At 70.9% G+C, this 20,522-nt stretch carries 19 protein-coding genes; 10 read left to right on the forward strand and 9 right to left on the reverse strand.

Annotated features, from left to right (window positions below; all coding sequences use genetic code 11):
- Positions 1-302: 302 nt before the first annotated feature.
- The 4 genes from AB0D57_RS03230 to rsmI all read right to left on the reverse strand — a co-directional run bounded on the left by AB0D57_RS03230 (position 303) and on the right by rsmI (position 4,342).
- Positions 303-1,670 (reverse strand): ubiquitin-like domain-containing protein, encoded by a 1,368-nt coding sequence (locus tag AB0D57_RS03230; RefSeq protein WP_362066411.1) that lies wholly within the window; start codon positions 1,668-1,670, stop codon positions 303-305.
- A 189-nt stretch (positions 1,671-1,859) separates the two neighbouring features.
- Positions 1,860-2,741 carry a TatD family hydrolase gene (locus AB0D57_RS03235; protein ID WP_362066414.1) on the reverse strand — a complete coding sequence of 294 codons (882 nt, stop codon included), beginning with the start codon at positions 2,739-2,741 and terminating at the stop codon, positions 1,860-1,862.
- 46 nt (positions 2,742-2,787) lie between these two features.
- Complete coding sequence (locus AB0D57_RS03240; protein ID WP_362066416.1) at positions 2,788-3,225, reverse strand: hypothetical protein; 438 nt, start codon at positions 3,223-3,225, stop codon at positions 2,788-2,790.
- A 250-nt stretch (positions 3,226-3,475) separates the two neighbouring features.
- Positions 3,476-4,342, reverse strand: a complete 867-nt coding sequence (gene rsmI / locus AB0D57_RS03245; RefSeq protein ID WP_362066418.1) for a 16S rRNA (cytidine(1402)-2'-O)-methyltransferase — start codon at positions 4,340-4,342, stop codon at positions 3,476-3,478.
- A 95-nt stretch (positions 4,343-4,437) separates the two neighbouring features.
- Here rsmI and AB0D57_RS03250 point away from each other — a divergent pair, with 95 nt between their 5' ends.
- The 3 genes from AB0D57_RS03250 (at position 4,438) to AB0D57_RS03260 (ending at position 9,700) form a co-directional block, all read left to right on the forward strand.
- Positions 4,438-6,177: a phospholipid carrier-dependent glycosyltransferase gene (locus AB0D57_RS03250; protein ID WP_362066420.1), complete on the forward strand. Its 1,740-nt coding sequence runs from the start codon at positions 4,438-4,440 to the stop codon at positions 6,175-6,177.
- A gap of 106 nt (positions 6,178-6,283) precedes the next feature.
- The gene (locus AB0D57_RS03255) at positions 6,284-7,927 is read left to right on the forward strand and encodes a penicillin-binding transpeptidase domain-containing protein (RefSeq protein ID WP_362066422.1); all 1,644 of its coding nucleotides are present in this window, start codon (positions 6,284-6,286) and stop codon (positions 7,925-7,927) included.
- A gap of 96 nt (positions 7,928-8,023) precedes the next feature.
- The gene (locus tag AB0D57_RS03260; protein WP_362066424.1) at positions 8,024-9,700 is read left to right on the forward strand and encodes a penicillin-binding transpeptidase domain-containing protein; all 1,677 of its coding nucleotides are present in this window, start codon (positions 8,024-8,026) and stop codon (positions 9,698-9,700) included.
- A 110-nt stretch (positions 9,701-9,810) separates the two neighbouring features.
- On the opposite strand, the gene AB0D57_RS03265 is transcribed toward AB0D57_RS03260, so the two are convergent.
- On the reverse strand, positions 9,811-10,170 hold the full coding sequence (locus AB0D57_RS03265) for an SsgA family sporulation/cell division regulator (protein WP_362066426.1): 360 nt from the start codon (positions 10,168-10,170) through the stop codon (positions 9,811-9,813).
- A 247-nt stretch (positions 10,171-10,417) separates the two neighbouring features.
- Here AB0D57_RS03265 and AB0D57_RS03270 point away from each other — a divergent pair, with 247 nt between their 5' ends.
- The 6 genes from AB0D57_RS03270 (at position 10,418) to AB0D57_RS03295 (ending at position 15,474) form a co-directional block, all read left to right on the forward strand.
- Positions 10,418-11,467, forward strand: coding sequence for an energy-coupling factor ABC transporter permease (locus AB0D57_RS03270; protein WP_362066429.1), 1,050 nt, complete (start codon positions 10,418-10,420; stop codon positions 11,465-11,467).
- A gap of 4 nt (positions 11,468-11,471) precedes the next feature.
- Positions 11,472-12,233, forward strand: coding sequence for a cobalt ECF transporter T component CbiQ (gene cbiQ / locus AB0D57_RS03275; RefSeq protein ID WP_362066431.1), 762 nt, complete (start codon positions 11,472-11,474; stop codon positions 12,231-12,233).
- Entirely contained in the window at positions 12,221-13,000 is a 780-nt protein-coding gene (locus AB0D57_RS03280) for an ABC transporter ATP-binding protein (protein WP_362066433.1), read from the forward strand. The genes cbiQ and AB0D57_RS03280 overlap by 13 nt, the downstream gene beginning before the upstream one ends.
- 162 nt (positions 13,001-13,162) lie before the next feature.
- Positions 13,163-13,597 (forward strand): MarR family transcriptional regulator, encoded by a 435-nt coding sequence (locus AB0D57_RS03285; protein WP_362066675.1) that lies wholly within the window; start codon positions 13,163-13,165, stop codon positions 13,595-13,597.
- A gap of 143 nt (positions 13,598-13,740) precedes the next feature.
- Positions 13,741-14,247, forward strand: a complete 507-nt coding sequence (locus AB0D57_RS03290) for an organic hydroperoxide resistance protein (protein WP_362066436.1) — start codon at positions 13,741-13,743, stop codon at positions 14,245-14,247.
- 66 nt (positions 14,248-14,313) lie between these two features.
- Positions 14,314-15,474 carry a serine hydrolase domain-containing protein gene (locus AB0D57_RS03295; RefSeq protein ID WP_362066438.1) on the forward strand — a complete coding sequence of 387 codons (1,161 nt, stop codon included), beginning with the start codon at positions 14,314-14,316 and terminating at the stop codon, positions 15,472-15,474.
- A gap of 15 nt (positions 15,475-15,489) precedes the next feature.
- On the opposite strand, the gene AB0D57_RS03300 is transcribed toward AB0D57_RS03295, so the two are convergent.
- Positions 15,490-16,335: a DMT family transporter gene (locus AB0D57_RS03300; protein WP_362066440.1), complete on the reverse strand. Its 846-nt coding sequence runs from the start codon at positions 16,333-16,335 to the stop codon at positions 15,490-15,492.
- On the reverse strand, positions 16,332-16,838 hold the full coding sequence (locus AB0D57_RS03305) for a YbaK/EbsC family protein (protein ID WP_362066442.1): 507 nt from the start codon (positions 16,836-16,838) through the stop codon (positions 16,332-16,334). The genes AB0D57_RS03300 and AB0D57_RS03305 overlap by 4 nt, the downstream gene beginning before the upstream one ends.
- 141 nt (positions 16,839-16,979) lie before the next feature.
- Here AB0D57_RS03305 and AB0D57_RS03310 point away from each other — a divergent pair, with 141 nt between their 5' ends.
- Positions 16,980-17,105: a hypothetical protein gene (locus tag AB0D57_RS03310; protein WP_362066444.1), complete on the forward strand. Its 126-nt coding sequence runs from the start codon at positions 16,980-16,982 to the stop codon at positions 17,103-17,105.
- Positions 17,106-17,156: 51 nt separating this feature from the next.
- Here the strand turns inward: AB0D57_RS03310 and AB0D57_RS03315 are convergent, their stop codons facing one another.
- Both AB0D57_RS03315 and AB0D57_RS03320 read right to left on the reverse strand, forming a co-directional pair.
- Positions 17,157-18,362 (reverse strand): cytochrome P450, encoded by a 1,206-nt coding sequence (locus AB0D57_RS03315; RefSeq protein ID WP_362066446.1) that lies wholly within the window; start codon positions 18,360-18,362, stop codon positions 17,157-17,159.
- Positions 18,362-18,928 (reverse strand): DUF1259 domain-containing protein, encoded by a 567-nt coding sequence (locus AB0D57_RS03320; RefSeq protein ID WP_362066449.1) that lies wholly within the window; start codon positions 18,926-18,928, stop codon positions 18,362-18,364. The genes AB0D57_RS03315 and AB0D57_RS03320 overlap by 1 nt, the downstream gene beginning before the upstream one ends.
- Positions 18,929-20,522 lie beyond the last annotated feature (1,594 nt).

The raw sequence follows: 20,522 nt of genomic DNA on the forward strand, positions 1-20,522 counted from the left end.
GCACCAAGGGTACGGGGGTGGCGGGGCGGCGTTGGTTTCTCGCCCCCGCCGCCCCTACCCGTCCCATCCCCGGGGGCTCCGCCCCCGGACCCCCGGCAGATTGTTGATTTGCTGCGGGGCGGTGGGGGCTGGGCGCGCCCACGCGGCGGAGCCGCACAACGTCACAGCCCCGCGCCCCTGAGGCATCTCAGCCCGTCCGGCGATTGAGGACGAGGCCGTTCAAGGCCGAACGGGGGTCTGGGGGCGGAGCCCCCAGGTACGGATGGGACGGGTAGGGGCGGCGGGGGCGAAGTGAAGCGACCTCAGCCCCGCAACCGCCCCCCACAATGCGGCCAAGGACTCGCCCCCCGCTGCACATACAGCTTCTTCGCCCGGAGGGTCTGTTCCGCGGGGGGCGCGTCCTGGGGGCGGCCGGAGCCGCCGAGGCGGTGCCAGGTGTGGGTGTCGAACTGGTACAGGCCGCCGTAGGTGCCGGACGGATCCACGGCCCCGGGCCGGCCCCCCGACTCGCAGGCCGCGAGCCCGGCCCAGTTCAGATGGTCGGCGCCCTGCACCGAGTCCGGCAGCGGCCTCGTACCGACCCTCACCACCTGCGCCCGAGGCCACCGCACCACCTCGGACCTGAGCCGCCTCGGCTTCTGCTTGACCCCGTTGACCGTCCGCACCAGGTACGTGACCCGCCGGGCCCCCGCCTCCCCGGCCCGCTCGACGACCTCCGTGCCACGAAACAACGAAGGATCACTCGTCCGCTGCACCTCGAACGGGATCAGCTCCTCGTGGATCTCCCTGGTCCCGGTGATCCGCATGACGGTGACCGTCTGGCCGTCCCGCGGAAAGCTCCCGAGCGGGACGGACGTCGTGTCCTGGCCGTGCAGAGTGATCCCGGCCTCCTCGACGGCCTCCGCCACGGTCGCCGCGTTCGTACGGATCGTCCGCGCCCGCCCGTCCGCCATGATCGTCACCGTGCGCTCGGTACGCACATCGAGCGCGAGTCCCTCACGGCCGATGCGCCGGGAGCGCGAGGCCGACAGATACGCCCCCTCCGCACGCACCCCCAGCTGTTCCAGCGCCCCGTCCACGGTGTGCGCCGTCGTCCACACCCGGCGCCGGTGTCCGTCGAGGGTGAGATGCACGGGACGCCCGTAGCGGACCGCGACCTCGTCGCCGCTGGCCAGCGCGGTGCCCCGGGCCGGTGCCACGACGTCGTGCGCGCCCACCCGCACGCCCTCGTCGGCGAGCAGTTCGGTCACGTCGTCCGCGAAGGTGTGCAGCGTGCGCGGCTTCCCGTCGACGCTGAGCTCGATGGCCTTGTCGTTGGCGACGAAGGCGGAGGTGCCGCCCGCCAGGAAGGCGACGACCAGCGCCTGCGGCAGCAGCCGGCGCAGCGGATCGGGGCGCTCGGCGGCCCGTCTGCGCCGAGCCTCGCGCCGGGCCGCGGCCCGACCGCCCACCCGGGGCGCCCCCGCGTCACCCGTCTGCCCTGCCCCTTGCCGGGGCAGCATCGGCTCGGTCGGGGCCTGCGACTGAGCCACCTCGTACGCCGGCCGATAGGTGTCCGAGTCCGCGTAGCCGTCACCGTACGGCTCAGGGTTCTCGTCACTCTCGTAGGTCTCGACGTAGTCGTACGACGTTCCAGCCAGGCCATACGTCTCGTACTGCGAGTTGCTCACGACGACACGCTCCAGGGGGCCGGTGGAGTAAAAGGTGCGCCCGAAGGGCTCAAGCAGGGTGGTGGCGGGAGAGGGGTGGGCGACCAGAACCTAGCGGAGCGATCGTCACTCTCCCAAGCAACGCGGCTACGCTGTGTCGCGACACTCGCCTGAGACGCGGCCCGGGGAAAGCGCCGGAAACGTTATCCCTCAGTAATCAAAAGCGCGTGCCGTGTTCGCCGAGAGGGCTGTCGCCAGCGCGTCCTCGCCGATGCCCCGCACGGCCGCCATGGCACGCACCGTGACCGGAATGAGATAAGGAGCGTTGGGCCGTCCGCGGTACGGCGCGGGCGTCAGGAAGGGCGCGTCGGTCTCGACGAGGAGGAGTTCCAGCGGGGCCACGGCGATCGCGTCGCGCAGCGGCTGGGCGTTCTTGAAGGTCATGTTGCCGGCGAAGGACATGAAGTAGCCCGCGCCGGCGCAGATCTCGGCCATCTCGGCGTCGCCGGAGTAGCAGTGGAAGACGGTCCGCTCCGGGGCGCCCTCCTCCTTGAGGATGCGCAGCACGTCGGTGTGGGCGTCTCGGTCGTGGATGACCAGCGCGTTCCCGTGGCGCTTGGCGATCTCGATGTGGGCGCGGAAGGACCGTTCCTGGGCGGCCTTGCCCTCGGGGCCCGTGCGGAAGTAGTCGAGCCCGGTCTCGCCCACGCCCTTGACCTGGGAGAGGGCGGCGAGGCGGTCGATCTCGGCGAGGGCCTCGTCCAGGGCGCCGTCACCGCCGGGCCCCCTCGCCTCCTGGCGGGACCAGCCGTCCGGGTCGCCGTGCACGATGCGGGGCGCTTCATTGGGGTGCAGCGCGACCGTCGCGTGGACGGCGTCGTACTCGGCAGCCGTCCGCGCGGCCCAGCGCGAGCCGTTCACGTCGCAGCCGACCTGGACAACCGTGGTCACCCCGACCGACGCGGCCTTGGCGAGGCCTTCCTCGACGGTGCCGGACTGCATGTCGAGGTGGGTGTGCGAGTCGGCGACGGGCACCCGCAGGGGTTCGGGGAGGGGCGGCGCTTCGGTCTTTTCGGTCTTGTCGGAGGGCATGCCCCGATCCTACGAAAGGGGCATGCCGAGCCTCTTCGGGCGGGTGTCAGCTTGCCTTGCGGTGGTGGAAGGGGTGCAGCAGATCGGAGAGGTGCCAGTGGTGCGGCTCCTTGGGCAGGGCCGGCTGGTCGAGAGTTCCGTCGTGGGCCTCGTCGAGGACTTCCTCCGGCTGCCGCGGCACCGCGCGGTGCGGGCTCTGCGTGTGCTGCATGGAGCTCTGGACGGAGGACACCTGACCGGCGCGCATGATGCGCACCACGTGTCCGTCGCAGTTCTGGCAGGAGGGGCGGCTCAGGGGCGACGGCACGACACGGCCGTTCGCCACGTACATCACGAACTCGCTGCCCGCGGCGTCGTGGTGGTGCTCTATCTCGTACGACTGCTCCCAGCCGTGCCCGCAACGCATGCAGGCGAAGGAATACGACTCATGGACGACGGCGGTAGCCGCGCTGCGGTGGCCGGTCCGGCCCGCGATCTCACTCATTCCAGCTCCTGGTGTCCGCTGGTCGACGGGGCGGGTACGCCCCTTCGACCAGTGGACGCCTCCGCCGGCGCGAGCGCATCAGACCTGTCGAGTGTTGGAGCCGTCTTGGCCTTTCCTTGCCGCAGCGGCTGTGGGAGCAGGCCTGAGCTTTGCCTTCGACGGCGCTCCTTTGCCCGTCGATGGGGCGCTTCGCGCCCCCCTGCGCTCCATGGAACGTCCGTGGAGCACCTGCGGAGCGGCTACACAGCGCCTACGGAGCGCTTCGCTCCGCCTTCTCGGCGTTCTTCGCCACGACCACCGCGTCGAAGACCTCGCGCTTGGGAATCCCGGCCTCGGCCGCGACCGCCGCGATGGCCTCCTTGCGCCGCTCCCCCGCCTCCTCGCGCACCCGCACCCGGCGCACCAGCTCCTCGGCGTCCAGTTCCCCGGCGCCCTTCTCGGGCGCTCCCTCGACCACGACGGTGATCTCCCCGCGCACGCCCTCCGCGGCCCAGGCGGCCAGCTCTCCCAGCCCCCCGCGCTTGATCTCCTCGTACGTCTTGGTCAGCTCGCGGCAGACGGCGGCCCGGCGTGCGTCGCCGAAGACCTCGGCCATCGCGGCGAGGGTGTCGTCGAGCCGGTGCGGCGCCTCGAAGTAGACGAGCGTCCGGCGCTCGTCGGCGACCTCCCGCAGCCGCGAGAGCCGCTCGCCCGCCTTCCTCGGCAGGAACCCCTCGAAGCAGAAGCGGTCGACGGGCAGCCCGGACAGCGCGAGCGCGGTGAGCACGGCGGACGGCCCCGGTACGGCGGTGACCTTGATGTCCTTCTCGACGGCCGCCGCGACCAGCCGGTACCCGGGATCCGACACGGACGGCATCCCGGCGTCGGTCACCAGCAGCACGCGCGCCCCGCCGGCCAGCGCCTCGACGAGTTCCGGCGTGCGGGCCGCCTCGTTGCCCTCGAAGTACGACACGACACGCCCGGTGGGCTGCACGCCCAGCGCCTGGGTCAGCCGGCGCAGCCGCCGGGTGTCCTCGGCGGCGACGACGTCCGCGCTCTCCAGCTCCTGAGCGAGCCGGGGCGGGGCATCGGCCACGTCGCCGATGGGAGTGCCTGCCAAAACAAGGGTTCCTGTCACGGTTCCATCCTCTCAGGGGCACTTCGCGACAGCCTCATCCGCCCTTTACGGCCCGTGCACGGGACTCCCACAGACCCGTTCCCTACGATGGCGCGGTGACCAGTACCGCGTCCTCGACGGACACCCGGCAGGGCCAGGCCACCGAAAAGCAGCCGCCGTCCTGGCAACAGCGGCTGCGCCGATTCGGCTACACGGCAAGGCCGACCAGCGATGTACGCGACCGCCTCGTGCCTCCGTACGCCCAGCCCAGCCCCCGTATCTGGGCCGCGTTCGGGGTGCGCCACGAGATCGCCGAGCGCATCACGCGCTGGTCGGGCTGGGGTGGCCCGCTCCTGGTCACGCTGATGGCGGGGCTGATGCGGTTCTGGAACCTGGGCAGCCCGAAGAAGGTGATATTCGACGAGACGTACTACGCCAAGGACGCCTGGGCGCTGTTCCACCGCGGGTACGAGGTCAACTGGGACAAGAACGCCAACGACCTGATCCTGCAGAACAGCGGTCATGTCTCGATCCCCACCGACGCCTCGTACGTCGTCCATCCCCCGGTCGGCAAGTACGTCATCGGGCTCGGCGAATGGATGTTCGGGTTCAACCCGTTCGGCTGGCGCTTCATGACGGCCCTGCTCGGCACACTGTCGGTGCTGCTGCTGTGCCGGATCGGGCGCCGCCTGTTCCGCTCGACGTTCCTGGGCTGCCTGGCGGGCGCGCTGATGGCGGTGGACGGGCTGCACTTCGTGATGAGCCGCACCTCGCTGCTCGACGGCGTGCTGATGTTCTTCGTGCTGGCGGCCTTCGGCTGTCTGGTGGTGGACCGCGACAGGGCGCGCGCCCGATTGGCGGCGGCGCTGCCCGCGGACGAGGACGGTGTCGTACGCCCGGACGCGCACACCGCCGAGACGACCCGCCTGGGGTGGCGTCCCTGGCGCTGGGTGGCCGGTCTCATGCTGGGCCTCGCTCTCGGCACCAAGTGGAGCGGTCTGTACGTCATCGCCGCGTTCTGTGTGATGGCGGTGCTGTGGGACGTCGCCTCGCGCCGGGTCGCGGGCGCCCGTCACCCGTACACCGCGGTCCTGAAGCACGACACCGGCATCACCTTCCTGGCGACGGTCCCGGTGGCGATCGTCACCTACCTCGTCTCCTGGACCGGCTGGATCCTCTCCCCCACGGACGGCACCGGCGGCTACTTCCGCAACTGGGCCGCGACGGACGGCAAGGGCGGCAGCTGGACCTTCCTCCCCGACTGGCTGCGCAGCCTGTGGCACTACGAGCACGAGGTGTACCAGTTCCACGTCGGCCTCTCCTCCCCGCACACGTACCAGTCGAATCCGTGGAGCTGGCTCGTCATGGGCCGCCCGGTCTCGTTCTTCTACGAGTCCCCGGTCCCCGGCAAGGACGGCTGCCCCACGGACGCGGGCGAGAAGTGCGCCCGTGAGGTGCTGGCCCTGGGCACCCCGCTCCTGTGGTGGGCGGCCTGCTTCGCGATCGCCTACGTGCTGTGGCGCTGGGCGTTCCGCCGCGACTGGCGCGCGGGCGCGATCGCCTGCGGCATCGCGGCCGGCTACCTGCCCTGGTTCATGTACCAGGAGCGCACGATCTTCTTCTTCTACGCCATCATCTTCGTCCCGTTCCTGTGCCTGGCCGTCGCCATGATGATCGGCGCCATCCTCGGCCCACCCGGCGCCGGCGAACGCCGCCGGGTGATCGGCGCGGCGAGCGCGGGCGTCCTGGTCCTGCTGATCGCCTGGAACTTCATCTACTTCTGGCCGATCTACACCGGCCAGGCGATCCCGATCGACTCCTGGCGTTCACGGATGTGGCTGGACACCTGGGTCTAGGGCGCCTGCCTGACTCTGATCTCTGTTCGGACAACATCCCGCAACACCGGTCACGGCTGTCCCCCCTCCGCCCTACAGTGCAAGGAATTACGGGGAGGGGAATGCCATGCGCAAGGGGGCAAAGGCGGCCATCGTCGGCAGTGTGTTCGCCGTGATGGTCGGGGGTGCCGGGTACGGCGCGTTCAACGTGATGAACGCGCTGAGCGGCGGTGGGACCGCGAGCGCGGACGAGCCCGCGCCGGTGCGGACCGGGCCGCCGAGCAGTGCGGAGGTCAAGGCGGCCTCGGCGAAGTTCTTCGCGGCCTGGGAGAAGGGCGACGCGGCGACCGCGGCGGCGTACACGAACAACGCGGAGGCCGCGACGTCGCTGCTGACCGGCTACCGCGACGACGCGCACATCACCGGGGTGCGGATAACGCCGGGCACACCGTCCGGCGCGACCGTGCCCTACTCGGTCAAGGCGACGGTCTCCTACGAGGGGAAGTCCAAGCCCCTCTCGTACGACGACTCGCTGACCGTCGTCCGCGGGGTCACCACCGGAAAGGCGCTGGTGGACTGGCAGGCGTCCGTCGTCCATCCCGAGCTGAAGGACGGCGACACGCTGGTCACGGGCGAGTCGGCCAGCCCGGCGATCGAGGCCGTGGACCGCAACGACGTCGTCCTGACCAAGGAGAAGTACCCGTCGCTCGGTCCGATCCTGGACGCGCTGCGCGAGAAGTACGGCGACGCGGCGGGCGGCACGGCCGGCATCGAGCTGGCGATCCGCCACGAGAGCGGGGACGTGGGCGGGAACGCGGGCGACACGACCCTGGTGACCCTCGCCAAGGGTGAGGCGGGCAAGCTGCGCACGACGCTCAGCGCGAGCGCGCAGGCCGCGGCGGAGAAGGCGGTGACGCAGTACGCCGAGTCGTCCGTGGTGGCCGTGAAGCCGAGCACCGGTGAGGTGCTGGCGGTCGCCAACCACCGGGAGGACGGCTTCAACGCGGCGTTCCTCGGCAAGCTCGCGCCCGGCTCCACCATGAAGATCATCAGCGCGGCGACGCTCATCGACAACGGCATCACGACGGCCAACGGCCCCGCGACCTGCCCGGACACCGCGACCTGGCAGAGCCAGACCTTCCACAACCTCACAGGCATGAAGCCCAACCTGAACGCCACCCTCTCCGAGTCCTTCGCACGCTCCTGCAACACGGCGTTCGTGAGCTACGCGGACTCTGTGAAGGTCGACTCGCTCACCAATGAGGCACAGGAGCGCTTCGGTCTCGGGCAGAACAACTGGAAGACCGGTATCCCGTCCTTCGACGGCTCCGTCCCGGCCTCCGGCGGCCCGGACACGGCCGCCAACATGATCGGCCAGGGCCAGGTCCAGATGAGCCCGCTGAACATGGCTTCGGTGACCGCGACGGCGATGACGGGCGCCTTCCGGCAGCCGGTGATCGTGCCGCGCTCGCTCGACGACCGGCCGCTCGCCCAGGCGAAGGGCCTGTCCCAGAGCACGGTCGAGCAGCTGCGCGCCATGATGAACCGCACCGCGGTCTACGGCACCGCCGCCAAGGCGATGGCCGGACTCGGCGGCGGCAGCATCGGCGCCAAGACCGGTTCCGCCGAGGTCGACGGCCAGTCCAAGTCGAACAGCTGGTTCACCGGCTACCGCAACGACATCGCGGCCGCCGCGATGACCCAGGAGGGCGGTCACGGCGGCGACGCGGCCGGTCCGATCGTCGCAGCTGTGCTACGAACGGGCGGCTGAAGTCACCCCTGCCAGGGCGGGACTCTAGGGTGGGGGCTCTCGTTGGGGGGCGTGAGAGTACCGGGGGACCGGGAAACCTCAGGAGGATCGGGAGCTGTGGGCAACAGAAGGCGCGTCGCCGAGCAAAGGAAGAAGACGAAGCCCGCCGTGATCGGCGGGCTGATCGCCGTGGTCGTCGTCGGCGGCGGGGCGTTCGGCGCCTACAGCCTGTACGGCGGCGGTGCGGCGGCCGGTGAGCGGACGGCGACGGCCGCCGACGAGCAGGCGGTGAAGACCGGTCCCCCGTCGGCGACCGAGGTCACCAAACTGACCAACCGGTTCCTCACCGCCTGGCAGAGCGGTGACGTCGCGAAGGCGGCCGCCGCCACGGACGACTCGGCGGCCGCCGAAACCGCGCTCACCGGCGTCACCAAGGACGCCCACATCACCGGCGTCAAGCTCACGGCGGGCAAGGCGTCGGGGGCGTCCGTCCCCTTCTCCGTCAAGGCCACCGTCACGTACAAGGGCAAGAGCAAGCCGCTGGCGTACGAGTCGAAGCTGACCGTCGTGCGACGGGCGAAGGACGGTGCGGCGCTGGTCGGCTGGAAGCCGTCCGTCGTGCACCCGGACCTGCAGGACGGCGACCGTCTGGTCACCGGCGAGGCGGGCACTCCCCCGATCACCGCGCTCGACCGCGACGGCGGTGAGCTGACCGTGGCCAAGTACCCCTCGCTGGGCACGGTCCTCGACGGGCTGCGCGAGAAGTACGGCAAGACGGCCGGCGGCACGGCGGGCGTCGAGCTGCGTGTGGTCCGCAAGGCCGCCGAGAAGGGCGCCGAGAAGACCCCGGACAAGACACTGCTGGCGCTCAGCGAGGGCACGCCGGGCACGCTGAAGACGACGCTCAGCCCCGCCCTCCAGGCGAACGCCGAGCAGCAGGTGACCAAGAAGGCCCGGTCGTCGGTGGTCGTGATGCGTCCCTCGACGGGCGAGATCCTCGCCGTCGCGAACCAGAGCCACGGCTTCAACACCGCCTTCCAGGGCTCCCTGGCCCCCGGCTCCACGATGAAGGTCATCACGTCGTCACTGCTGATCGACAAGGGGCTCGCCTCGGCCGACAAGGAGCACCCCTGCCCCAAGACCGTGACGTACGGCGGCTGGAAGTTCCACAACGACGACAACTTCAAGATCACCGGCGGCACGTTCAAGGCGAGCTTCGCGCGGTCCTGCAACACGGCCTTCATCAGCCAGGCGAAGAAGCTGGAGAACAGCGACCTGACCACGCAGGCCCAGCAGGTGTTCGGTCTCGGCCTGAACAACTGGGCCATCGGCGTGCCGTCCTTCGACGGCTCGGTGCCGGTGCAGTCGGCGGCCTCGATGGCGGCGTCGCTGATCGGCCAGGGCGGGGTCCGGATGAACCCGCTGAACATGGCGTCCGTCGCCTCGACGGTCCAGTCGGGCACCTTCCGCCAGCCCTACCTGGTGTCCCCGACGGTGGACGACCGGACGCTCGCCAAGGCGTCCCGCACCCTGTCCGCGTCCACCCTCTCCCAGCTCCGTGAACTGATGCAGTACACGGCGGCGTACGGCACGGCAGCGGAGGCGATGTCCGGCCTCGGCCCCGACTACGGCGCGAAGACGGGCTCCGCCGAGGTCGACGGCCAGAAGAAGCCGAACGGCTGGTTCACCGCGTACCACGGCGACCTGGCAGCGGCGGGCGTGGTCCAGCAGGGCGGCCACGGCGGAGACACGGCGGGACCGATCGTGGCGGCGCTGCTCAAGGCGGGCAGCTGACGCCGGGCGGAGCCCTAGGGCCTGTCCGGCGGATCATGCCGCGGACGCGGGGCTTGCCGGCACCTACGAGGTGCCGGTGCTTCCCTGCAACCTGATCCGCCGGACAGGCCCTAGCGCGACACCGGGGTGCCGGCTGCCATGTAGGTGCGGCGCAGGAAGCGGATCAGGGCCTTCGTATCGACCTGCACGACCGCCACCCCGTCCGGTGAGTGGAACTCCATGACCGCCTGCACTCGGCCGCACGGCCACACACTCACGTCACCGCTGCTGACGGGAACACGGAGCCCCCGCTCCAGGAGGTCCCGGGAGAAGGCCCAGTCGTGCGGGCCGGGCAGCGTGACGTGCACCTGGCGGGGATCATCCTCGGGGTCGTAGCGGAGCGCAACCGGGACGGCCTGCCGTTCGTCCTCGGTGGAGTCTGCCGTGTCGGTGACGATGTGGGCGCGTGCGTACTGTTCGACGGCGGACATAAGCCGGCTCCTCACGCTGCGTTACCTGTGCGGAATCTGTGAATCCGCCACCACTCCAATGTCGCACATTCCCTGGAATCCGCCCCCGGATCCTCCCTGGCACTTCCCGGCACCCTCCCGGCACCCTCCCGGCACCCTCCCGGCACCTTTCCAGCATCTTTTCTGCGCCTTTCCGGCGAGGGGCCCGGGTTATTCATAGGCGCCTCGCTCTTGCAAGAGGTTCGCAACAAGGCGCTATCCTCGAACGGTGCATGTCCCTGACGGATTCATCAACGCCCCGGTCTCCGCGGTCACCGGAGTAGTCGCCGCCGGTGCCATCGCCGTGAGCCTGCGCGGCGCCCGCCGCGAGCTCGACGAGCGGACGGCGCCGCTCGCCGGCCTGGTCGCCGCCTTCATCTTCGCCGTACAGATGCTGAACTTCCCGGTCGCGGCCGGGACCAGCGGACATCTGCTCGGCGGCGCCCTCGCGGCGATACTCGTCGGCCCCTTCACAGGGGTCCTGTGCGTGTCGGTGGTCCTGCTCATGCAGGGCATCCTCTTCGCGGACGGCGGTCTCACCGCGCTCGGCGTGAACATCACGGACATGGCGATCGTCACGACGGTCGTGTCGTACGCCGTCTTCCGCGGCCTGGTGAAGGTGCTCCCGCAGGGGCGCCGCTCCCTCACCGCCGCCGCCTTCGTCTCCGCGCTGCTGTCCGTCCCGGCCGCCGCCGTCGCCTTCACCCTCCTCTACGCGGTCGGCGGCACCACCGACGTCTCGATCGGCAAGGTCGCCACGGCCATGATCGGCGTGCACGTCCTCATCGGCATCGGCGAGGCCGCGATCACCGCGCTGACGGTCGGTGCGGTCATCGCCGTACGGCCGGACCTCGTCTACGGGGCGCGCGGTCTGCGGCAGCGGCTCAAGCTGCGCGTCGGCGACGAACTGGTGGACGCGCCCGCTCCCGAACTTCCCGTGGCCGCCCGCACCTCGCACCGCAAGGTGTGGATCACCGGCCTCGTCACCTCCCTCGTCCTCGCCGGGTTCGTGAGCTTCTACGCCTCCGCCAACCCCGACGGCCTGGAGAAGGTCGCCGCGGACCACGGCATCGACAAGAAGACCGAGGAGCACGCCTCGGCCGATTCGCCGCTCGCCGACTACGGCGTCAAGGACGTCTCCGACGCCCGGATCTCCGGCGGCCTCGCCGGCGTCATCGGCGTCGGCGTCACCGTCGTCGCGGGCAGCGGCGTCTTCTGGGCGATCCGCAGGCGCCGTACGACCGACGCCTCGCCCACCTCCGTCCCCGAAGGCGTCTGATCCGATGGGCGCGGGCCACGCACACAAGCTCTACCGGCACGGGCACTCACCCGTGCACGCCCTGCCCCCGCACACCAAGCTGGCCGCGACCTTCGCCTTCGTGATCGTGGTGGTCTCCACACCGCGCGAGGCGATGTGGGCGTTCGCGCTGTACGCGGCGCTCCTCGCGGGGGTGGCGTTCAAGGCCCGGGTACCGGCCGGTTTCCTCCTGAAGCGCCTGCTGATCGAGATACCGTTCGTCGCCTTCGCGGTGCTGATGCCGTTCGTGGCGGAGGGCGAGCGGGTGGACGTGCTCGGCCTGTCGTTGAGCGTGAACGGCCTGTGGGGCGCCTGGAACGTCCTCGCCAAGGGCACCCTGGGCGTCGCCGCCTCCGTACTCCTCGCCTCCACCACCGAACTGCGCGAGCTGCTCCTCGGACTCCAGCGGCTGAAGCTCCCGCCGCTCCTCGTACAGATCGCCTCCTTCATGATCCGGTACGGCGATGTCATCACGGACGAGATGCGGCGGATGCGGATCGCGCGGGAGTCCCGGGGTTTCGAGGCGAGCGGGGTCAAGCACTGGGGGGTGCTCGCGAAATCCGCGGGTGCGCTGTTCATCCGCTCCTACGAGCGCGGGGAGCGCGTGCATCTCGCGATGGTGAGCCGGGGGTACGCCGGTTCGATGCCGGTCATCGACGAGGTGTCCGCGTCCCGGGCACAGTGGTCGTACGCGCTCGCCCTCCCCGCCGCCGCCCTCGTCGTATGTCTGCTGGGATGGACTCTGTGACTGCTTCTCTGGAGGTCTCCGGCCTCGCCTTCGCCTACCCCGACGGCCACCAGGCCCTCTTCGGCGTCGACTTCACTATCGGACGCGGCGAGCGGGTCGCGCTGCTCGGCCCGAACGGCGCGGGCAAGACCACCCTCGTCCTCCATCTCAACGGCATCCTGACCGGCGGCACCGGCACCGTGACGGTGGCCGGACTCCCGGTCGGCAAACGGCACATGGCGGAGATCCGGCGCAAGGTCGGCATCGTCTTCCAGGACCCGGACGACCAGCTCTTCATGCCGACCGTGCGGGAGGACGTGGCCTTCGGCCCGGCCGCGGCGGGGATGAAGGGCGCCGAGCTGGAGGAGCGCGTCCGTACGGCACTGGAGCGGGTCGGCATGGAGGCCTTCGCCGACCGTCCCCCGCACCATCTGTCGTTCGGGCAGCGGCGGCGGGTCGCGGTGGCGACGGTGCTGGCGATGGAGCCGGAGATCCTCGTCCTCGACGAACCCTCCTCGAACCTGGACCCGGCCTCGCGCCGCGAACTCGCCGACATCCTGCGGTCGTTGGACGTCACCGTCCTCATGGTCACGCACGACCTGCCGTACGCGCTCGAGCTGTGCTCCCGGTCGCTCATCCTGAGCGAGGGCGTGATCGCGGCGGACGGGAAGACCGGCGAGCTGCTCTCCGACGACGAGCTGATGCGCACGCACCGGCTGGAGCTGCCCTTCGGATTCGACCCGCGCTCGGTGACGGCGGGCACCCCGGTAAAGAGAGCACCCCTGTAACGGAGAGCACCTCCGTAACGGCGGGCGCTCCGTGACAATGGGCGCGTGACGAACCAAGAGGGCGCGGGGGCGGACCAGGGCGACACGGGGGCGGGAGCGGGCGACGCGGGAGCGAGCCCAGGCAACACGGGAGCGGGCCCAGGCGGCGCGGCGGAGGGGTCGCTGCTGCTCGACCAGCAGCTGTGCTTCGCCCTGTACGCGGCCCAGCGCGCCGTGACCGCCGCGTACCGCCCGCTTCTCGACGAACTCGGCCTCACCTACCCCCAGTACCTGGTCCTGCTCATCCTGTGGGAGCGCGGCGAGACCACGGTCAAGGAGCTGGCGGGCGCGCTGCGGCTCGACTACGGCACGGTGTCACCGCTGCTCAAGCGGCTGGAGTCGGCCGGACTCGTGCGCCGTGAGCGCTCGGCGCGCGACGAGCGGACGGTGCTCGTCGCGCTCACCGGCCGGGGCGAGGCGCTGCGGGAGCGCGCGGCGGGCGTGCCCCAGGATCTGCTGGCGGCGACGGGGCTGGACGGGGGCCAGGTGGCGCGGCTGCGGGAGGAACTGTGGGGACTGGCCGGACGGGCGCGGACGGCGGCGGGGCGCGGTCGCTGACCTCGGCGGCCGGGGCGTAGCCACAGCGGTTGGGTTACTCGCGGTTTCTACCCCCTGGTAACCACCCCTTCCCTACCGACCAGTACCTTGTGCACGATGTACTTGCGCACTCCTGTGTTTTCTGTACTGGGGGAGGTCCCGCCATGATCGATGGCACCGCTGTCGAAGGCCCCGCTACCGACGACTCGACTGTCCACGACACCACCGTTCGCGACACCGCTGTCAACACCCGCCCAACGAAGATCATCTACGTCGCCGAGGCCACCGCTCACGGCGGCCGGGACGGCTTTGTCACCAGCCAGGACGGCCAGATCGAGCTGAAGGTCGCGATGCCGCCCGCGCTCGGCGGCGACGGCAACGGCACGAACCCCGAGCAGCTCTTCGCGGCCGGGTACAGCGCCTGCTTCCACAACGCGCTGGTACTGGTGGGGCGCCGGGCGGGCTACGACCTGAGCGGCTCCACGGTCGCCGCGAAGGTCGGCATCGGCCCCAACAGGCAGCGCGGTTACGGCCTCGCGGTCGCCCTGAGCGTCTCGCTCCCCGTCGTCGACCCGGGCGTCGCCGCGAAGCTCGTGGACGCGGCCCACGAGGTGTGCCCGTACTCGAACGCGACCCGCGACAACATCGACGTCACGATCCTGCTGGGCTGAGGAATCACAGGCCGTACGTGTGCGTTGCACCGATCGTCGTAGGCCGATCGGAACGGGAGTGCGGGCGTGGACGTGAACGGCACAGTGGCCGAGGGCTTCGAGCCGGTCAGGGCGGCGTTCGTACGCAACTTCGAGACATTGGGGGAACGGGGCGCGGCCATCGTCGTGTACCGGGACGGGCGCAAGGTCGTCGACCTGTGGGGCGGCACGCGGGACGTCGACGGCACCGAGCCCTGGGAGCACGGCACCGCGCAGATCGTGCGCTCGGCGACGAAGGGCGTCGCCACCGCCGTACTCCTGCTGCTCGCCCAGCGCGGGGAACTCGACCTGGACGCTCCGGTCAGCCACTACTGGCCGGAGTTCAAGGCGCACGGCAAGGAACGGACGCACGTGTGGCACGTGCTCGCGCACCGGGCCGGGGTGCCCGTGCTCGACCGCCCGCTCCCCCTGGCCGAGGCGGCCGACCCCGACACCGCCGCTGCCGCCGTCGCCGCCCAGGCGCCGGCCTGGGAGCCGGGCACGGATCACGGGTATCACGCGCAGACGTACAGCTGGCTGACGGGCGAGCTGGTCCGGCGGGTGACCGGGCGCTCGATCGGGGCGTGGATCGACGAGGAGATTGCCGCGCCGCTGGGGCTCGATCTGTGGGTCGGGCTGCCGGACGCGGAGCGCAGGCGCGTGGGCCGGGTCGCCCAGGTCGAGGCCCCGGCGGCGGGCGGCGGCTTGCGGATCCGCCCCAAGCGCGCGGTCTCGGAGGCGTACGCGGACCCGTCCTCACTGACCCGGCGCGCCTTCGCCGCGATCACTCCGCAGCCGGACGAGAACGACCCGGCGTATCTTTCGGCGGTCCTCCCCGCCTCCAACGGCGTCGCGACGGCGGAGGGGCTGGCCCGCTTCTACGCCGCGCTGATCGGGGAGGTGGACGGGGTGCGGCTGTTCTCCGAGGACACTCTCGAACGGGCGCGCGGCGAGCGCTCCGCGGGGCCCGACCGCGTGCTCGTCATCAACACCCGCTTCGGCCTCGGCTACATGCTGCACGGCAGCGCGTCCCCGCTGCTGAGTGCGGGCTCCTTCGGCCACCCCGGCCGGGGCGGGGCGCTCGGTTTCGCCGACCCCGAGGCGGGGATCGCCCTCGGCTATGTGACGAACGGCTTCCGCAAGAGCGTGACGGCGGACCCGCGGGCGCAGGCACTGGTGGGGGCGGTGCGGGCCTCCCTCGGGGAGTAGGCGCAGTCGCGGAACCTATCCGGCGTGCAGCATCAGCCCGATCCCCACCACCAGCAGCCCCGCCGCCGCGATCCGGGGCGCCCCGAACCGCTCCTTGAAGAAGACGGCCCCGATCGCCGCGCCGACGATGATCGACGACTCGCGCAGGGCCGCGATCGGCGCCAGTTCCGCCCTGGTCTGGGCCCAGAGGACAAGGGCGTAGGCCGCGACGGACAGGGCCGCGCCGAGCAGACCGAGGGCGGCGTAGGGCCGTAGCGTGGCGCCGAGTCGACCACGCCACCGATAGGCCGCGTACGACGGGATCACCACCCCCTGGAGGGCAATCAGCCAGGCGATGTACCCGAGCGAGGAACCGGAGGCGCGCACGCCGAGGCCGTCCACGACGGTGTACGCGGCGATCGACAGCCCGGTGGCCAACGCGGCGCCGATCGCTGCCCAGTTGGGCCGGTGCCCGTGCAGACCCCACAGCGCCACGCCCGTCAGACCGGCGCACGACACCGCGATGCCCGCCGCCGCCCACCCGTCGGGAACCTCGTGTGCGAAGACCGCGGCCAGCGCGGTGACCACCAGGGGCGCGGTGCCGCGCGCGATGGGATACGCCTGCCCGAAGTCACCGAGCCGGAAGGACCGCATCAGCAGCACCTGATAGACGACGTGGATGCCGGCGGACAAGAACAGATACGGCCACGCCACGCCCGCCGGAAACGCCACGAACGGCGCCAGCGCCAGCCCGATCAGCATCCCGCCGCCCGCGATCAGCGTGAAGCCGACCAGCTTGTCGGTGATGCGGTGCGCGATCGCGTTCCAACTGGCGTGAGTGACCGCGGCGAACAGCACCGCCGCGGTCACCAGCGGCGTCACTGCGTCCGCTCGCGCACGTCCACCAACGTCCCGCCCGCATGCGCGACCAGCGTCTTCGGATCCATCGGGAACACGGTGTACGGGGTGCCCGCGGCGGCCCACACCACGTCATGGTCCAGCAGCGAACAGTCCGCGAGCACCCGCGTCTTCGTCCGATGCCCGAAGGGCGGCACCCCGCCGATCGCGTACCCGGTCGTCTCCCGTACGACATCGGCCTTGGCCCGCGTCACCTTCTCGGCGCCGAGTTCCCGCCGCACGAGCTCGACATCCACCCGCGACGCCCCGTCCATCAGGACGAGCACCGGAACCCCGTCCACCGCGAAGATCAGCGACTTGCAGATCTGACTCAGCTCGCACCCGATCGCGGCGGCGGCCTCGGCGGCGGTACGGGTCGCCTCCGGGAAGCGCCGGATCCGCGCGGCCAGCTCACCGAGCCCCAACTCACGCAGGGCCTCGGCGAAACGGGGGTGGGCTCCGGACTCTTCGGCATCGATGGTCGTCATGAACGGCACGCTAGCGGCGGGTGTACAGAGCACGCGACCGAGTTCCGGGTCGCCGATCACTTGGTACGCCGGCGCGCGGAGATGCAGCGAGAAGGCCGGTCCAGGTCGCGTGCCACGAAGTGGTGTAGTGATGCGGAGTTCATGACTGTGCAGGTCAACGGGGCGGCGCAGCCGCTTCCGTGCCGGATCGTGCTGCTGACGCCTGCGAGCAGCACGGACAACCTGGACGCCGTCACCGTGCACCCCCACCTGAAGTGCTCGCATTGACCGAGCGAGCCGATGCACTACCCCATCAGGCCCGGCGCGATTCAGGCATTCCTACCAAGCCACCGGCAGCTCCAGCGGAAACCGCCGGATCGTCTCCGTGTCCCACCGCACTTCCTCCGGCGGCACCGCAAGCCGCAGCCCGGGGAAGCGTTTCAAGAGGCGCCCGATCGCCACTTCCAGCTCCGCCATGGCCAAGGGCACCGCGATGCACCGGTGTCCACCCCAGCCGAACGTCATGTGCGGCTGGTACGGCCGGTCGGGGTCGAGGACGTGCGAGTCCGGGAAGCGCTCCGGGTCACGGTTGGCCGCCAGGTACGACACGTGGACGAAGTCGCCCGCCCGGATCCGTACGCCGTCCAGCTCCACGTCCTCAAGGGCCACCCGGGGGATACCGACCCCCTTGCGGAACGGGATGTGGCGGAGCATCTCCTGCAGGACGTCAGTCAGGGTCTCCGGCCAGCGCCTGAGGTGTTCCATCAGCTCGGGACGCGTCAGGAGCAGGTACACGATGTCGCTGATCTGACACGTCGCCGTGTCCTGGCCGCTGAGTGTCAGCGTCAGTGCCATGACCGCCAGTTCCCTGTCGTCAAGCTGGTCCTCGCCGTCCCGCGCTGCGGCCATCGCGCTGATGAGGTCCTTGCCGGGTGAGTTCCGGCGCTGCTCGACGAGTTTGGCGAAGTAGGCCGTCAGATCGGCCTTGGCGTTCGCCGCGGCCTCCTTGTTGTCGGCGCCCACGACGAGGAGTTGGCGCACGGACTCCTGCATCTGGGGCCAATCCTCTTGTTCGACGCCGAGGAGGTCCAGGATGGTGTGCTGGGGAAGCGGGTCGGACAGGTGCTGAACCAGGTCCGCCGGCGAGCCGTCCTCCTCCATCTCGTCCAGCAGGACGTCCGCGAGCCAGGTGATCCGGCTGCGCATCCCGTCGACCTGCTGCTGGGTGAAGGCCTGCGAGGCCAGCCGGCGGACGCGGCTGCTGTGCGGCGGGTCCATCACGTTGATCGATTCGGGCGAGACGATGGGCTCCGGCGTCAGCCGGGGGTAGTCGTGGCCGATGATGGCGGCCCGGCTGAGCCGCTGGTCGGTGGTCACCTGCTTGACGGAGCCGAAGCCGGTGACCAGCCAGACGTCCGCATCGCCGTAGGGAAGCCGGATACGTGTGGGCGAATCGCGCTGCATCAGGTCCGCGAGCGCAGGGTCGAACTCCAGGGCTTTGCTGAAGTCGAACGGGCAGGTGATTGTCTCGTTGTCCGCGGTCATCAGGCGGCTCCTCCGGGCATAGGCACGACGTTGGTGGAGTCCACGGCCCGGCGAATGGCCTTGGCGAGGTTGACGGCATCGCCGACGGCCCAGTAGTGGACGTAGAACAGGCGTGGTTCGACGGTGAGGTTGTGGTGGTGCACCTCGACGAGTTCGACGCCACCGCGCCGCAAGGCCACGAGGACGGGCTGGACCTCCTCGGCGATCACGACCAGGTCACCGCTGAGGGCGGCCCTTCCGCAGCCGAGCGGCTGGAAGGTGACGGAGGTGGTGGCGCCCAGTCCCAGAGGCAGGATCACAGGGCCGTCGGCGACGGTCTCGCGGCGGACATAGGTGCACTTGTAGATCTCGCCGTCGGTTGCACCCTTGACGCCCACGGCAGCGTCGATCGCGGCGGTGTCCAGGTCGACGGGCGGCGAGGTGGTGGTGGTGGTGGGTCCGGCGGACAGGGCGCGGGCCCCAGCAGCCACACCGGTGAGTACAGGCGCAAGGGCGGCCGCGGCCAGCACAGGGCGCCGGGACGCGGCGAGTCGGGAGCGGGTGTCCTGCTGTCGCTCGTCATCCATGTCATATGCCTCCTGGCGCGATGCAAGCACAGGAGACCGCGTGGACCGATGATCGGCACAGTCACATCCCGCCAGTGGGCTAACTGGCTGCCGCCTTTGGACCGTGGCTGTACAGCACCTGGCTGCGCGAGCCATCGAGGCCATGCCGACCAGAGTCTGCCGGACATGCCGTGGCGGCCGAAGTATGACGCCTCGCCGAGTGGTGTGGTCATGCGGACCGCGCGGCCCCGCTCAGGATCGTGGCGGAAGACGCCTGTCGGCCCGCGCCCAGGCTCTTCTGTGCTGGCCGCAGCCGTCAGCAGCCGTCAGCAGCGCAATCCGGCACGGAGGCGGCTGCGCCGTCCCGTTGACCTGACCTGCACAGTCGGGAACTCCGCATTTGCTACACCACTTCGCGGGACGCGATCCGGTCCAGGTAGCGGCGATGGTGAAGTGGCCGTAGGGGCCGCCCGCTTCCGTTGCCAGTGTCGTGCTTCCACGGACCGAGTAAAGGGCGCTCCGCTGCGCTACGTGTCGGCTACGCCGATCGGCCTCCGGCCGACCCTTGACACGGCCCGTTCCAGCACGCGGAAGAAGCGAGCGGGCGGCCCGGAAAGAACGGTGGCCCAGGTTGGCTTGCGGGTGAGGTGGGTAGCGTTCCGGGTCGGCGTGGACGGGAGCCGCGGTCGCGCCTCGCCTGCACGCCGGGTGGACTCAGCGGCGGGCGGCCGGTGGGGGCTGCGCGCCAGCGGAGTGGCGGCACGCCGGGCCTGTTCGGCGACATGCGGTGAGCGGGAGGGTGCGCAACGGTCGGGTCGTGGCACGCCGGGTCGGCTTTGCGGCGGACGGCCGCTGGATGGTGCGCGGTCGCGGGGTGGTGGCATGCCGGGTGAGTTGGGCGGGGTGCGGTTTCTGGTCGGGGGTGGGCGGGGCTCCGGACGGTGCGGAGTCCGTTCCGGGGTGTGGTGTGTGGGCCGTGCCTCGGTAATTGGTTACTTTGTACCAGCCTGCCCGAGGAAAACCCCAGGTCGGCAGCCATAGGCGTGGCACAAAGTAACCAATTACTCCCGGAGGTGTGATTGGTGAGGCCGGTGTGGCGGATGAGGTGTGTCAGTGGTGAGGGGGCGCCTCGAACCAACGCACCGACCCACCAACCGCAAGACGCCAAGCCCACCACCATGCCACCACCCGCGACCGCGCACCCCCACCGGCCGTCCGCCGCTACTCCCACCACCCACCGGCCGTCCCCCCGCTTAGCTCACCCGGCGTGCCGCCACCCCGCTGGCGCGTAGCCCCCACCAGCCGTCCGCCGCTAAGCCGATCCGGCGTGCAGGCGAGGCGCGAGCGCGCCCGCGTCAGCGCAGGCCCACAGCCCAACTCACCTCACCCGCACGCCAACCTGGGCCACCCGTCTTTCCGGGCCGCCCGCTCGCTTCTCCCACGTGCTGGAGCGAGCCGTGTCAAGGGTCGGCCGGCGGCCGATCGGCGTAGCCGACGCGGAACGCAGCGCAGCGGAGTGCAGCGGAGTGCAGCGGAGTGCAGCGGAGTGCAGCGGAGTGCAGCGGAGTGCAGCGGAGTGCAGCGGAGTGCAGCGGAGTGCAGCGGAGTGCAGCGG

Origin of the sequence: Streptomyces sp. NPDC048275 (genome assembly GCF_040652275.1) — a bacterium.
Taxonomy (GTDB): Bacteria; Actinomycetota; Actinomycetes; order Streptomycetales; family Streptomycetaceae; genus Streptomyces.

Coding starts and splice junctions, on each gene's coding strand:
- AB0D57_RS03315 (WP_362066446.1), bottom strand. CDS start 18,362: ATGACCGCGGACAACGAGACAATCACCTGCCCGTTCGACTTCAGCAAA.
- AB0D57_RS03235 (WP_362066414.1), bottom strand. CDS start 2,741: ATGCCCTCCGACAAGACCGAAAAGACCGAAGCGCCGCCCCTCCCCGAA.
- AB0D57_RS03320 (WP_362066449.1), bottom strand. CDS start 18,928: ATGGATGACGAGCGACAGCAGGACACCCGCTCCCGACTCGCCGCGTCC.
- cbiQ (WP_362066431.1), top strand. CDS start 11,472: ATGGGCGCGGGCCACGCACACAAGCTCTACCGGCACGGGCACTCACCC.
- AB0D57_RS03305 (WP_362066442.1), bottom strand. CDS start 16,838: ATGACGACCATCGATGCCGAAGAGTCCGGAGCCCACCCCCGTTTCGCC.
- AB0D57_RS03255 (WP_362066422.1), top strand. CDS start 6,284: ATGCGCAAGGGGGCAAAGGCGGCCATCGTCGGCAGTGTGTTCGCCGTG.
- AB0D57_RS03265 (WP_362066426.1), bottom strand. CDS start 10,170: ATGTCCGCCGTCGAACAGTACGCACGCGCCCACATCGTCACCGACACG.
- AB0D57_RS03280 (WP_362066433.1), top strand. CDS start 12,221: ATGGACTCTGTGACTGCTTCTCTGGAGGTCTCCGGCCTCGCCTTCGCC.
- AB0D57_RS03290 (WP_362066436.1), top strand. CDS start 13,741: ATGATCGATGGCACCGCTGTCGAAGGCCCCGCTACCGACGACTCGACT.
- AB0D57_RS03310 (WP_362066444.1), top strand. CDS start 16,980: ATGACTGTGCAGGTCAACGGGGCGGCGCAGCCGCTTCCGTGCCGGATC.
- AB0D57_RS03240 (WP_362066416.1), bottom strand. CDS start 3,225: ATGAGTGAGATCGCGGGCCGGACCGGCCACCGCAGCGCGGCTACCGCC.